Source organism: Pontibacter roseus DSM 17521 (assembly GCF_000373265.1).
Lineage (GTDB): Bacteria > Bacteroidota > Bacteroidia > Cytophagales > Hymenobacteraceae > Pontibacter > Pontibacter roseus.
This window is the reverse complement of the sequence record NZ_KB890761.1, coordinates 939,877-952,836: the sequence shown is the minus strand read 5'-3', so window position 1 is coordinate 952,836 and position 12,960 is coordinate 939,877. Positions and strand designations below refer to the sequence as shown.

The window sequence follows — 12,960 nt, the reverse complement described above, 5'->3', positions numbered from 1 at the left end:
AAGCCGGTTACTTCATTCTGACTCATCACTCAGCAGCGAATCCAGTTTGCAAACTTTGGCAATCGCTTGCCGGTTGCTCTTCTAATTTAGGTGTAAGACAGGCCGGATTCGAACCGGCGACCTTTACCATGTCAAGGTAACGCTCTAACCAACTGAGCTACTATCTTAGGTTTAATAATATCTGCTCTTTTAGAAGGACTGTATACTATGGCCTTGTGCCTAATTACCCTACTATCTGGAGGACAAATATACTAATTCTGTAAATAGTTGTTAGGCTACTGACTACAATTCACAGGCTAGCCTAATATTATTTGCTTTATGCCTTATAAAGAATTAGAATTCTAATTAGTGAGAAGTATAAATCTGCCTCATAGGCCGGCAAATGTAAGTTGGTTGTTGATGAACACATCAAACACCCGTTTTGCAAAATATCCCTGTTCCTGATGGGTGCTACCCAAGCATAGGCCAATGCTGCTTTTGAAAACAGACTTAGCCAAAGAAGAGGCTATAAAAAAGCATTTGAGTATTTATGCTGCCATTCCCTCGGGGAGTGAGAAACGGTTCTTGTAGCGAAACAGCTCTGACAATGTGGGATTGTCTACGTTAAATTTCACGTGGTCTTCGGCTAGCTCGCCCCATGAGTTGAAGATTTGCCATACCTGCTGGCCCGTGCCAAAGGTATAGATTTCAACCTCCGTCATGTTGCGCTGAAAAAAGGACTCCAATTCCACATCCTCTTCCCGCATCGGCACTTGTATGAACCTACTGTCAATATTCATAATCTCGATGATTTCAGCAGGCCTTCCTTCACTGGACGGCATATAGAAGTAGGCGACTTGCGGGTATATAGTTTGGTCTCTGACTTGGGAGGGGCGGTATTGGTGTATGTGGTTCATTAGCAAGTCCTGTGTTGAATTAGCTGGCATAAATGCTCGTCAAAGGTTACAGAATAAAGGTTTATTTATATTCCTCCCCACCGCAATCTCCTTGTTTTTTCCTTTGGGCCACTGCAATTCTGTGCAACAGCAAGCAGAGGCATAACCCACTGCAATAAGCCTTTCAGAGAGCTGTATCCGTTGGCAAAGAGCTGTTGGTCCTGCTTCATGAACTGCACGATAGTGGCTGTCACACGCATATACAACTTCTAGTTGCATTCGGTTTTATCTGATAGAAGATTCATCAAACATTCCAAAAAGTTATATATTAAGTTACGTTCAACGACAAACGGCCTTGTAAACCTTTTGTCTGTAGCCATTGTTCAGATTTATCGCTAATTTTGCAGTTGTAAACATTTTTAACTTAATAGCTGATAATCATGGGAATGTATCCTGAATATATGGTTGCCCCGATACGTGAGGACCTCACTTCTGCGGGATTTGAGCAACTGATGACTTCTGAAGAAGTAGAGCAGGCGTTGTCTACTAAAGAGGGCACCGTGCTGGTTGCTGTGAACTCGGTTTGCGGCTGCGCAGCCTCCAAGGCGCGTCCTGCCCTTAAAATGGCGGTGGCATCATCTGAGAAGCGCCCCGACAAGATGATTACCGTTTTTGCAGGTATGGAACAGGAAGCCGTGGCCAAGGCCAGAGAGTTCATGCTGCCATACCCGCCATCCTCCCCTTCTATCGCGCTCTTCAAAGACGGCGAACTGGTGCACATGATTGAGCGTTACCACATTGAGGGTAACGAGCTGAACCGCATCGTAGACAACCTGCAGGGCGCGTTTGAGGCTTATTGCTAGTTTGTAACTCTCCCTAAAAGCGAAGGCCGGTGTCATCAGACACCGGCCTTCGCTTTTTAAGGTATAGGTATAGCACTTGTTAGGCCGTAGGTAGGCGCTGCAAATCAAACCCGATGTCGCGGCGGTAGTAGCGGTCTGACCAGTTGATGGTTTCTGCGGCGGCATTGGCTTTCGCCAGAGCAGCCTCCAGGTTTTCCCCCAGAGCCGTAACGGCGATTACGCGGCCGCCATTGCTCAGGATTTTGTCGTCTACGCGCTTGGTTCCGGCATGGAATACCAACGTATCAGCATCCACACGGTCCAGCCCGCTTATTTCCTTGCCTTTATCAAAGCCTTCCGGATAGCCGCCCGACACCAAAAACACGGTAGCAGCCGTGCGTGGGTCTACTTCCAACTGGAAGCTGCCCAGTTTGTGGTCGTGCAGGGCCAGAAATAACTCAAACAGGTCAGACTTGATGCGGGGCAGTATGGCCTCCGTCTCCGGGTCCCCCAGTCGCACGTTGTACTCAATCACGTATGGCTCCCCGTTCACATTCATCAGGCCGATGAACAGGAAACCAGTATAGTCTATGTTCTCCGCCTGCAGGCCTTTGATGGTAGGCTCTATCACGCGCTCCTTCACCTTCTGCATGAACACATCATCCACGAACGGAACCGGTGATATGGCACCCATACCACCGGTGTTCAAGCCGGTATCGCCTTCGCCTATACGCTTGTAGTCCTTGGCCTCAGGCAGCAGGACATACTCCCGGCCATCCGTCAGGATGAACACCGATACTTCTATACCTACCAGAAACTCTTCTATTACCACCTTGCTGCCTGCCTTGCCAAACTTCTGGTTGCGCAGCATCGACTCCAAAGTATCTATCGCCTCATCAAAGTTTTGAGCGATGATAACGCCTTTGCCTGCCGCCAGGCCGTCTGCTTTCAGCACAACCGGGTAGCTGTGGTGACGTAGGTACTCCACCGCGTCCCGGTAGTTGTCCTCGGTGAAGGTCTGGTATCGGGCTGTAGGTATGTTATATCGCTGTAGGAAGGACTTGCAGAAGTCCTTGCTCCCTTCCAGTAGCGCCCCTGCTTTTTTAGGCCCCACCACCAGAATGTGCTTCAGGTATTCCGTCTCCTGGAAATAATCGTGTATACCCTCCACTAATGCATTTTCCGACCCTACCACTACCATCATAATATTGAAATCGGTGGCGAACTTTGCCAGCTCCTCAAAATCGTGGATGTCTATGCTCGCGTTGGTATGGAAAACGGACGTACCTGCGTTTCCGGGAGCCACAAATATCTTCTCGGCGTATTCGCTTTGGCTAAGCTTCCAGGCCAGGGCGTGTTCTCTGGCGCCAGATCCTATTATAAGTACGTTCATAGTCTAATTGCTTATGGCTGATTGTTGATTACTGCTCTCAGCGTCACTAAAAGCATTGATGCGAAGTTATAAATTTATACTTGCCGGTGCAGCACAATCCATAGCTTTTACTTTTGGAATTTACTTAAAATAAAAAGACCGCTGTAGTGAACAACGGTCTCTCTATACTTAGTATGCTTGCTGCGATTGACATTGAGCAATCAGCAGATTAGTTCGCGTATTCTGACAAAAACTTGATGCGCATCAGGCGCAGGTCCTCTTCGGTATAGTCGTCCGTGCCGAGCTCCTTCAGCGCCACCCCTATGTTGTCAGTGCTGGCGTTCATGAAATAGTCGTATATCTCGTCCTGGCGCTCCTCATCCAACACGTTGTTGATGTAGTAGTTGAGGTTAAGTTTGGTGCCGGAGTAGCAGATGTGCTCAATCTCCTCAATCAGCTCCTGCATGGTCAGGTCCTTGGATGAAGCTATCTCCTCCAGGTCCACTTTCTTGTCTATCTGCTGGATGATGTAAATCTTGATTTTGGACTTGTTCACCGTGGTTTTCACCACCACATCAGCCGCCGTCACAATGTCGTTCTCCTCCACATATTTGGTAATCAGGTCCAGGAACGGCTTTCCGAACTTCTGCACCTTGCCCATACCTACGCCGGCGATGTAGGCCAGGTCTTCTCGGGTGGTAGGGTATACCGTCGCCATCTCCTTGAGCGATGGGTCCTGGAACAGTACGTAAGGAGGCAGCCCTTTTTCCTTGGCCATCTTCTTGCGCAGGTTCTTGAGCAGGTCAAACAGCACCTCATCGTGTCCGGCCGAGGCCTGTGTCTCCTCTTTCTCCTCGTCGAGCTTCACCTCCTGTTCGTAGTCGTGGTCTTTGGAAAGCTGAATCGGGTGTGGGTTCTGGATAAAGCCTAGCCCCTTCTGCGTCAGTTTCACGATGCCGAAGTTCTCGATGTCTTTCTCCAGGTACTCAGACAGCAGCACCTGCCGCAGCACAGAGCTCCAGAACTGCACATCGTTGTCTTTGCCAGCTCCAAACACCTCCAGCTTGTCATGGTCGTAGCTGACCACGTACTGGTTGCGCAAGCCGGTGAGCACGGCCGTGTTATGGTCTATTGTGAAGCGCTCGCCTGTCTGCTGCACCGTTTTCAGTGCCAGCAGCACCTCGTCCTGCGCCTCAAAGCGCTCTTTGGGGTGCAGGCAGTTGTCGCAGAAGCCGCAGTCTTTCTCGTAGGCCTCTCCGAAGTAATGCAGCAGCTGCTTGCGGCGGCACACGGCGGAGTCAGCATACGAGGCCATCTCCTGCAGCAGCAGCTTGGAGTTATCGCGCTCCGTTACCGGCTTGTCTTTATTGAATTTCTCCAGCTTGATGATGTCATCGTAGCTGTAGAACATGATGCAGTTTCCTTCCAGTCCGTCACGGCCCGCACGGCCTGTCTCCTGGTAATAGCCTTCTATGGATTTCGGAGTGTCGTAGTGAATCACGAAGCGCACATCCGGCTTGTCTATGCCCATACCGAAGGCGATGGTCGCCACAATCACGTCCACCTCCTCGTTCAGGAAGGCGTCCTGGTTGGCCATGCGTATGTGGGAATCCAGGCCGGCATGGTATGGCAGCGCCTTGATGTCGTTCACGCGAAGCAGTTCTGCTATCTCCTCCACCTTCTTGCGGCTCAGGCAGTAAATCACACCGCTCTTGCCCTTGTGCTTCTTCACGTACTGAATGACCTGCTTCTTGGTGTTGTGCTTAGGGCGAACCTCGTAATACAGGTTGGTGCGGTTAAACGAAGACTTGAACACAGAAGCTTCGTCCATCTGTAGGTTGCGCTGGATGTCCAGCTGTACTTTGGGCGTGGCTGTGGCAGTAAGGGCAATGATAGGCAGGTTGCCAATCTGGTCGATGATGCCGCGTATGCGACGGTACTCCGGGCGGAAGTCGTGCCCCCACTCCGAGATACAATGCGCCTCATCGATGGCGACAAAGGAAATATTGGAGTTGCGCAGGAATTCCACGGTCTCCTCTTTGGTAAGCGACTCCGGTGCCACATACAGCAGCTTCACTTCCCCGGATAGCGTTTCTTTCTTCACCTTGTTAATTTCTGACTTCGAGAGCGTCGAGTTCAGAAACTGGGCATTCACGCCAAAGGCATTCAATTGGTCCACCTGGTTTTTCATCAGCGCGATGAGCGGCGAGATAACGATGGCAGTACCAGGCAGCGACAAGGCAGGAAGTTGGTAACACAACGACTTGCCAGCTCCTGTTGGCATAATCACGAAGGTGTTCTTGCCGTTGATAATGTTGTTTATTATCAACTCCTGATTCCCTCTAAATTGATTATACCCAAAAACTTCCTTTAATTTGTTCTTGAGATTTACCTCTTGTTTGATTGACATGTAATGCATCAGAAAAATTAATCTTACAGCAACGTATCCCGGAAGGGTACATTTAACACAAATTTAACTTGAATCCCGTTAATAATATAGCGCTTACAGCAAAAAAAGTATTATCCGCAGAAGCCGAAGCAATCGCCAGACTAGCTGATTTTATCGACGAAAGCTTTGAAAATTGCGTCAAAGCCATTCTCCAAATCAAGGGCCGCGTAGTGGTGACCGGCATTGGCAAGAGCGCCAACATCGCCGCCAAAATAGTGGCCACCCTCAATTCCACTGGTACGCCTGCTCTGTTCATGCACGCCGCCGATGCCATTCATGGTGACCTGGGCATGATTCAGCCGGAAGACTTCGTCATCTGCATTTCCAAGAGCGGCAATACACCCGAGATAAAAGTGCTCGTGCCGCTGCTCAAGCGCAAAGGCTCCCAACTGGCTGCCCTTGTGTCCAGCACTGACTCCTACTTGGGCCAAACGGCTGACTTCATCCTGAATGCCTATGTGGAGCGCGAAGCCTGCCCGCATAACCTGGCTCCTACCACCAGCACGACGGCGGCTCTGGCTTTGGGCGATGCCCTGGCGGTGAGTCTGTTGGAGGCCCGCGGATTCAGCAGCGCTGATTTCGCCACCCTGCATCCGGGGGGCTCGCTGGGCAAGCGCCTATACCTGAAAGTGGACGATATCTATGGGCAGAACATGGCGCCTTGTGTTACTGAGAACGCCCCTCTCAAGGAAATTATTATCGAAATATCATCTAAACGGCTGGGAGCTACAGCTGTAGTCAAAGAGGGCACTTCCGAGTTGACAGGAATTATAACTGATGGCGATTTACGCCGTATGCTGAACAAATATGAATCGATTGATGGCATACGCGCTTCAGATATCATGACTGTCTCACCTCTTTCCATTGAGCCGGATACCTATGCCGCAGAGGCGCTGGCCATCATGCAGGAAAAAAACATTACGCAGCTGATTGTCACAAAATCAGGAAAATTTGAAGGCTTCGTACACCTCCACGATTTGTTGAAAGAAGGACTTGTATAACAAACCATGAACGAGAATACCTATGTGGTGATAATGGCCGGCGGTATCGGAAGCCGCTTTTGGCCATTCAGCCGGACAGACTTTCCGAAACAGTTCCATGACGTGCTGGGAGTAGGCGAAAGCATGCTCCAGATGACGATGAACCGCTTCCAAAACATCTGCCCGCCCGAAAACGTGTATGTGGTCACCAACCGCGACTACGAAGGCCTGGTGAAGCAGCAACTGCCCCAACTGAGCGACAACCAGATTCTGCTGGAGCCCGTGGGGCGTAACACAGCACCGTGCATCGCCTACGCCTCCTACAAAATCGCCCAAATCAACCCTAAGGCCAACCTCATCGTGACGCCTTCGGACCACGTGGTGCTCAAACAGGAGGCGTTCAACCAGGTAATCAAGAAAGCAGTGGAGGCCGCCTCAGAAAGCGATGTGCTCATCACGCTGGGCATCACCCCGAGCCGCCCCGACACGGGTTATGGCTATATACAGTTCATAGACGAGGAGTCGCAGCCCATCAAGAAGGTAAAGACCTTCACCGAAAAACCGAACCTGGAGCTTGCCCAGATGTTCCTTAATAGCGGCGACTTCGTATGGAATTCCGGTATCTTCATCTGGAACGTGCAAAGCATCATGCGTGCATTCCGTCATTACCTGCCCGAGATTAGCGAAATCTTCGAAGAGGGAGCCTCTATGCTGCATACGCCACAGGAGCCGAACTTCATCGTGAAAGCCTACTCACAGTGCCGCAACATCTCCATCGACTACGGCATCATGGAGAAGGTGGACAATGTGTATGTGGTGCTGGCTGACATTGGCTGGTCTGACCTGGGCACATGGAACTCGCTTTATACCATCAACAATAAAGATGAGCACGGCAACGTGGTAGACGGCGACGTACTGCTGTACGACACCAAGAACTGCATCGTGAAAACACCAAAGCAGCGCCTGGTGGTGTTGCAGGGTTTGGAAGGATATATTGTGGCGGAACACGACAACGTGCTCATGGTATGCAAATTGGAGGAAGAGCAGAAGGTGAAGGAATTCATGTCAGATGCCAAATCCAGAAAAGGCGCAGAATACATTTAATCAAATGTAAATTCTGAATTAGGATTTACGAATTTGGGAGAGTGTACCTCAGACTGATGTTATAATCATTGGAAATAAGAAAGCCCCTGCAGCTGTTGGTTGCAGGGGCTTTCTTATGAAGAAGGTATAGGTATAGAATCTTTATCTCGGCTCAAAGGTGTTGAGGTTGGCGTAGCCGCTCTCGCGCAGGCGCTGGCTCATGGCCTCGTACAAAATAATGCCTGTAGCCACCGATACGTTCAAAGAGCCGATTTGGCCCAGCAAAGGTATACGCAGTTTGGCGTCTGCCCGCTTCAGATACTCCGGCGAAATGCCATCTTCTTCACTGCCCATAATAATGGCCGTAGGACCAACGAAATCGACGGTGTTGTCGGTCAGGTTATGCTCTGTCTTCTCGGTACAGGCCACCAACTGCACGCCGTAGTCCTTTAGGTAGTCGAGCGTATTTTTCAGGTTCGGCTCGCGGCATACCGGTACCAGGTGCAGCGCCCCGGCTGAGGTTTTGATAGCATCCGCATTGATTTGGGCTCCGCCTCTGCTCGGAATCACAATCGCGTCCACGCCCATGCACTCGGCGTTTCGGGCGATGGAGCCAAAGTTGCGCACATCGGTGATGCGGTCCAGAATGAGTAGCAAAGGGCTCTTGCCTTTCTCAAAAAGTGATGTCACGATTTCATCCAGCGGCGAGTAGCTGATGGCTGAAATGTAGGCCACCGCGCCTTGGTGGTTTTTGCGTGTGATGTTGTTGAGTTTCTCGATAGGCACGGAGACTACCGGCACGTCCTGCTTCCTGGCCAGACCGAGCAGTTCGTCTGCAGTCTCGTTGCGGGCTCCTTTCTGCACAAAGATTTTCTCCAGCACCTTTCCGGCCAGCAGCGCCTCAATGATGGGCCGCAAACCGAAAATCATTTCCATTTTATCCTCCTTGGGAGTTCTGGGCCCGCTGTAGCGGTTGCCTACATATTTGTTATTCCTGCTCTCCATTTTGCGACAGTGCTGTACCAGTTCTCCTCGTATTCTCGGTTCCGTACCAGCTCGTAGTGGTTTTCTGTAAAGGTATCGTCTTTTTTGTTAAAAACGAACTTGACGTAGGCTGTGGCCTCTGACTCCCGGTAAATCCAGGTCTCTGAGTCGCCGCTCAGGCTGATGTTATTGGGCTTGCCGTAGATGATGTAAATCATGCCCCTATCTGTGGCCCAGCCGGGCTTGTAGGAGGTGTAGAGTTTGTTGGCCGCCTCGACCCGCGTATAATAGGTGCGGATGAGGTCACGGGCCAGATTCTTGTCTTTGGCTATCCGGAGCCAGAAGGCGTCCACGGCCGCTTTGGGGTCTTTGGCATTGTAGAGCGCCTCTCTTTCAGCAGAGGTGGTCAGGTATATGAGGGGTGTAATCAGGTCTTGCACCCGGGTAACGAGCGGGAAGGAACCCTCCTGTACCAATAGACCAGTTTGCGCTGTGGTGTCGGCCCCAAACAGGTATAGCCCTTCCTGCGTGAGCTGCAAGGTGTCGCTGCTGCTCAGGCGCAGCGTATCCGTCACCTGCACTTGCTCTGCAGGCGTCTCCTGTTTGGTTGACATCGGAGGCAATGCGGGTTGCTGCGGAGCCTTCAACACCCGTACCGCCAGGGATTGGCTGGTGGAGTCACGCTGCAGTACAAGTTGGTCGGAGGTGGTGGCAAAACCCTGAAACACCGGGCTGCCGTTACGGGCCTGCAGCAGCAGGAAATCCTTTTGCAGCATCCTGGGAGAAAGGGCCATTTTGTGGGAGGTGCCCAGGCGCTCCTGCCCGGCCAGCCGCAACCAAAGCCGAACCTGCAGCACGTTTCCGGCTGCTATGTACTGCGCGGGAAGCGAAACCGGAACATGCAGGCTGCCATCGGTGGTTGCTTTGTGGGCGGCCGTCACCTGTACCGTGTCGCGCACCAGCAGTGCGTCGCGCTCCGTGGCTCCTGACCGAATGATATAATCGAGGCGGACGGCACTCTGCTGCAGGTCCAGTAGCTGCCTCAGGTCTTCGAAGCGGAAGAAAAAATGCACGCTGTCGGGGGTGGCACGGTATGCGTGATGCATCGCAACCTCAGGCTGCTCAGGCTTTATTGTGGCGGGCTCCCGGTACACAGGCGCATAAGAGGGACTGGAGGAGCCACAGGCTGACGCTAGCAGCACAACAAGGAGGCAGGACAAGAGACGAATCTGTTTCATTTACCAAGAAGTAATGCAACAACCACGAAAAAGCAAAAGCCGGACAACTATGGGTAGGTAGTCCGGCTTTTGTACTGTTTAACTCTCTATTTTGTTTAACGGCGAACGCGTTGCAGATATTGCATGAACACTTGCTGCAGTTCCGTGGCTCTTTCGTCTTCACCTATTTCCTGCGCCTCTCCAATCAGTTGCTGCATCATGAACAGGTTAGTCTGTATCTCCATATCAAACAGCGCCCCTTTCGCCATGTAATAGTCAAGCGACTCTCTTGAGCTCTTGGCCATGCCCTCCAGCAGGTCCTTAGCGCGCTGTTCCTCGCCCAGGTCAGCCATGATGGAGATAAACTGTGGCGTGTAGTAGTCATACGGCACCGTGCTTGGCGGCAGTTGCTCAAAGCAACGGTCTACCAACTGCTTGGCTCGTTCGTTGTCTCCGCTTTCCAGGTAGGCGGCTGCCAGCTTGCCGAACTTGTCGCGGGCATTGGCGGCGAAGCGGTAGTAGTTCTCATCGTAGAAGATGTCCGGGTCATTAAAGTTGCGGAAGCTGAATTTCTTCATCAGGTTCTCATACATCACCTCTTTGTTCAGGAAGCCTGGCATCTCTTCGTTGGAAACCTTCACCGGCACCACGCGGTAAGCCAAGCCCTCCAGTTGGAAGTACTCGGACAAGCCCATGAAGTCGGCTGAGTTCACGGTGGTAGAGAAGTACACCGGCCGCTCCCACTCATTCGTAGCCAGCAAGTCCAGTATAATCAGGTGCTTCTTCTCCAACAGGGATTTGTTGATGGTCCACTGCATGCGGTCCGTCACTTGGTTCTGGAAGTCATCGGCCACAAAACCAGCGTTGGACGCCTTGGCCTTGTCCACGTTCAGGAAGAAGTTCTTGGTCGGGAAGCTCATCAGGGTGTTGCCGCTGCCGTACTGCACCTGCAGGGCCGGGTGGTTCTGCTTCACCAACCCCACGAACTGCTTCAGGTCTATACCTGCTGCCACTTGTGAACGCTCCACATATGGCAGGTAGTCATTCGTTCCCTGTATGTAGTTTTCCTTTTCCAGTGTCAGCGGCCACGGGTCAGACTTGTAGGCTTGGCGCTTCATCTGGTCGATGTACCAGTCTGTGTTGAGGTAGCTGAGTACCGCCACGCGCACATCGGTGCGGTAGCCTTCTACTTCCTGGGCATACCAGAGCGGGAAGGTGTCGTTGTCGCCGTTCGTGAACAGGATACCATTTGGCGCCACTGAATCCAGTAGATTTTTGGCGGAGTCCACAGAGTGGTAGCGGTTTGAGCGGTCGTGGTCGTTCCAGCCCTCAGCCGCCAGTATAGCTGGCACGGCAAGGCATACCACAGTGGCGATGGCGGCACTGGTTCTCGTATTCTTCAATCCGCGGTTAATGAGTTCAGCTATACCCAGCACCCCCAGGCCAATCCAGATAGAGAAGGCGTAGAAGGACCCGGCGAAGGTATAGTCCCGCTCGCGCGGTTCGATAGGCGGTTGGTTGAGGTATAAGGCAATGGCTATACCTGTGAAGAAGAACAGCAGGCCCACGATGAAGGCATCCTTTTCATTCTTCCGAACCTGGTATATCAGCCCGATGATACCCACTAGCAGGGGCAACAGATAGAAGCAGTTACGGGCCATGCTTTCGGCTACTCTGTCCGGCACGCCCTCTGTTGGCTTTCCGAGCCATAGTACTCCTGCCTGCTGCACATCACTCTCACGTCCCACGAAGTTCCACAGGAAATAGCGCCAGTACATGTGCCCCAGTTGGTAGCGCAGCAGGAAGCTCAGGTTCTGCCCAAAGGTCGGGGCTTGCCCCTCACGCAGGTCTACCCATTTCTTGTATTCCTGCAGGTGCTGGGGGTTGTCGCTGTAGATACGCGGCAGCAGGGTTTTGTCCTTGCTGTCGTAGATGGGCTCCACCTTGCGGGTAGTCGCCACGTACTTGTCTTTCCCTTTCACGTAGCGGGTTGCTCCCTCCTCCTGCCCCACTGGCTGCGCGTTGTACTGCGGCCCGTACAGCAACGGACGGTCTCCGTACTGCTCGCGTTTCAGGTAGGACACAAAGCTCAGGATGTCGTCCGGGGCGTTCTCATCAATGGTCGGGTTGTAAGAAGACCGGATGGGTATAATCATGTAGGAAGAGTACCCAATCAGGATGAACACAAAGCAGAGGATGGCCGTGTTCAGCACACGGAGGTTCTTTTGTATGGAATAGCGAATGCCATAGAGGATGACCGCCACCAACAGCGCCACAAAGAAGAGGATGCCGGAGCCAAACGGAAGGCCCAGGGAGTTCACGAAGAAAACCTCCACATCACCTGCCAGCGAAGGCAGTCCCGGTATGATACCCCACAGAATAGCCACCACAATGACGGCGCTTATCAAAAAGGCAATGATGCCCCCCTTGAGGGTAGGCTGGTACAAACGGTAGTAATAGATGAAGGCTAGCGCAGGTATAGCCACCAGGTTCAGCAAGTGAGCGCCAATAGAAAGGCCTATCAGGTAGGCAATCAGGATTAACCACTTGTCAGACAACGACTCGCCCACCTTGGATTCCCAGCGCAGCATCGCCCAGAACACGATGGCCGTGAAGAAAGATGACATGGCGTATACCTCGGCTTCTACGGCAGAGAACCAGGCGGAATCGGTGAAGGTATAGGCGAGGGCACCTACGGCACCGGCGCCCATAATCAGCAGCAGGTTGCCATTGGTCGGTTCTTCTCCCTCCCGTACCAATAGGCGCCGCGAAAGGATGGTGATGGACCAGAACAGGAAAAGCACCGTGAAGGAGCTGCAGAGGGCGGACAGCAGATTGACCCACCAGGCCACCTGGGTAGGGTCGCTGGCCATCATGGAGAACATACGGCCAACTAGCAGGTAGAACGGGGCCCCCGGAGGGTGCGGCACCAGCAGCTTGTAAGAACACGCAATGAATTCGCCTGCATCCCAGAAGCTGGCTGTAGGCTCCAGCGTAAGCACATAAACTGTAGTCGCAATCAAAAACACGACCCAGCCCACCAAGTTGTTTATCTTCCGATAATCCGTCATAGCAATTTTAAATATTCGGCTTCGAAAATACTAAATATCTTTGGTGCACGTGCACATTTAATGCAAGGGCATAAAAAAAAGCCGGCT

The 12,960-nt window shown here is 52.1% G+C and carries 9 protein-coding genes and 1 tRNA gene; 3 read left to right on the top strand and 7 right to left on the bottom strand.

Annotated elements, in window-relative coordinates; genetic code table 11:
- Positions 1 to 93 precede the first annotated feature (93 nt).
- Positions 94 to 167, bottom strand: a tRNA-Val gene (locus B051_RS0104510).
- Positions 168 to 527: 360 nt separating this feature from the next.
- Positions 528 to 896 (bottom strand): hypothetical protein, encoded by a 369-nt coding sequence (locus B051_RS0104505; protein WP_157578489.1) that lies wholly within the window; start codon positions 894 to 896, stop codon positions 528 to 530.
- Between the two features lie 425 nt (positions 897 to 1,321).
- On the opposite strand from B051_RS0104505, the gene B051_RS0104495 reads away from it, so the two are divergent.
- The gene (locus tag B051_RS0104495; protein WP_018476987.1) at positions 1,322 to 1,738 is read left to right on the top strand and encodes a BrxA/BrxB family bacilliredoxin; all 417 of its coding nucleotides are present in this window, start codon (positions 1,322 to 1,324) and stop codon (positions 1,736 to 1,738) included.
- Positions 1,739 to 1,817: 79 nt separating this feature from the next.
- On the opposite strand, the gene purD is transcribed toward B051_RS0104495, so the two are convergent.
- Complete coding sequence (purD, locus tag B051_RS0104490; protein ID WP_018476986.1) at positions 1,818 to 3,110, bottom strand: phosphoribosylamine--glycine ligase; 1,293 nt, start codon at positions 3,108 to 3,110, stop codon at positions 1,818 to 1,820.
- A gap of 208 nt (positions 3,111 to 3,318) precedes the next feature.
- Entirely contained in the window at positions 3,319 to 5,499 is a 2,181-nt protein-coding gene (recQ, locus tag B051_RS0104485) for a DNA helicase RecQ (protein WP_026236188.1), read from the bottom strand.
- Between the two features lie 68 nt (positions 5,500 to 5,567).
- On the opposite strand from recQ, the gene B051_RS0104480 reads away from it, so the two are divergent.
- Both B051_RS0104480 and B051_RS0104475 read left to right on the top strand, forming a co-directional pair.
- A complete protein-coding gene (locus B051_RS0104480; protein ID WP_018476984.1) occupies positions 5,568 to 6,539 on the top strand; it encodes a KpsF/GutQ family sugar-phosphate isomerase in 972 nt (323 codons plus the stop codon).
- 6 nt (positions 6,540 to 6,545) lie between these two features.
- On the top strand, positions 6,546 to 7,622 hold the full coding sequence (locus B051_RS0104475) for a mannose-1-phosphate guanylyltransferase (RefSeq protein ID WP_018476983.1): 1,077 nt from the start codon (positions 6,546 to 6,548) through the stop codon (positions 7,620 to 7,622).
- A gap of 141 nt (positions 7,623 to 7,763) precedes the next feature.
- On the opposite strand, the gene rlmB is transcribed toward B051_RS0104475, so the two are convergent.
- From rlmB to B051_RS0104460, 3 genes are all read right to left on the bottom strand, one after another.
- Positions 7,764 to 8,606 (bottom strand): 23S rRNA (guanosine(2251)-2'-O)-methyltransferase RlmB, encoded by an 843-nt coding sequence (rlmB, locus tag B051_RS0104470; protein ID WP_018476982.1) that lies wholly within the window; start codon positions 8,604 to 8,606, stop codon positions 7,764 to 7,766.
- Complete coding sequence (locus B051_RS20840; protein WP_018476981.1) at positions 8,579 to 9,691, bottom strand: GWxTD domain-containing protein; 1,113 nt, start codon at positions 9,689 to 9,691, stop codon at positions 8,579 to 8,581. Before B051_RS20840 ends, rlmB begins: the two co-directional genes overlap by 28 nt.
- A gap of 227 nt (positions 9,692 to 9,918) precedes the next feature.
- Positions 9,919 to 12,873, bottom strand: coding sequence for a glycosyltransferase family 117 protein (locus tag B051_RS0104460; RefSeq protein ID WP_018476980.1), 2,955 nt, complete (start codon positions 12,871 to 12,873; stop codon positions 9,919 to 9,921).
- Between the last annotated feature and the right edge of the window lie 87 nt (positions 12,874 to 12,960).

What these genes read in the sequence shown, in the direction of transcription:
- B051_RS0104495 (WP_018476987.1), top strand. Translation starts at nt 1,322, where the DNA reads ATGTATCCTGAATATATGGTTGCCCCGATACGTGAGGACCTCACTTCT.
- purD (WP_018476986.1), bottom strand. Translation starts at nt 3,110, where the DNA reads ATGAACGTACTTATAATAGGATCTGGCGCCAGAGAACACGCCCTGGCC.
- B051_RS20840 (WP_018476981.1), bottom strand. Translation starts at nt 9,691, where the DNA reads ATGCATCACGCATACCGTGCCACCCCCGACAGCGTGCATTTTTTCTTC.
- recQ (WP_026236188.1), bottom strand. Translation starts at nt 5,499, where the DNA reads ATGTCAATCAAACAAGAGGTAAATCTCAAGAACAAATTAAAGGAAGTT.
- rlmB (WP_018476982.1), bottom strand. Translation starts at nt 8,606, where the DNA reads ATGGAGAGCAGGAATAACAAATATGTAGGCAACCGCTACAGCGGGCCC.
- B051_RS0104505 (WP_157578489.1), bottom strand. Translation starts at nt 896, where the DNA reads ATGAACCACATACACCAATACCGCCCCTCCCAAGTCAGAGACCAAACT.
- B051_RS0104460 (WP_018476980.1), bottom strand. Translation starts at nt 12,873, where the DNA reads ATGACGGATTATCGGAAGATAAACAACTTGGTGGGCTGGGTCGTGTTT.
- B051_RS0104475 (WP_018476983.1), top strand. Translation starts at nt 6,546, where the DNA reads ATGAACGAGAATACCTATGTGGTGATAATGGCCGGCGGTATCGGAAGC.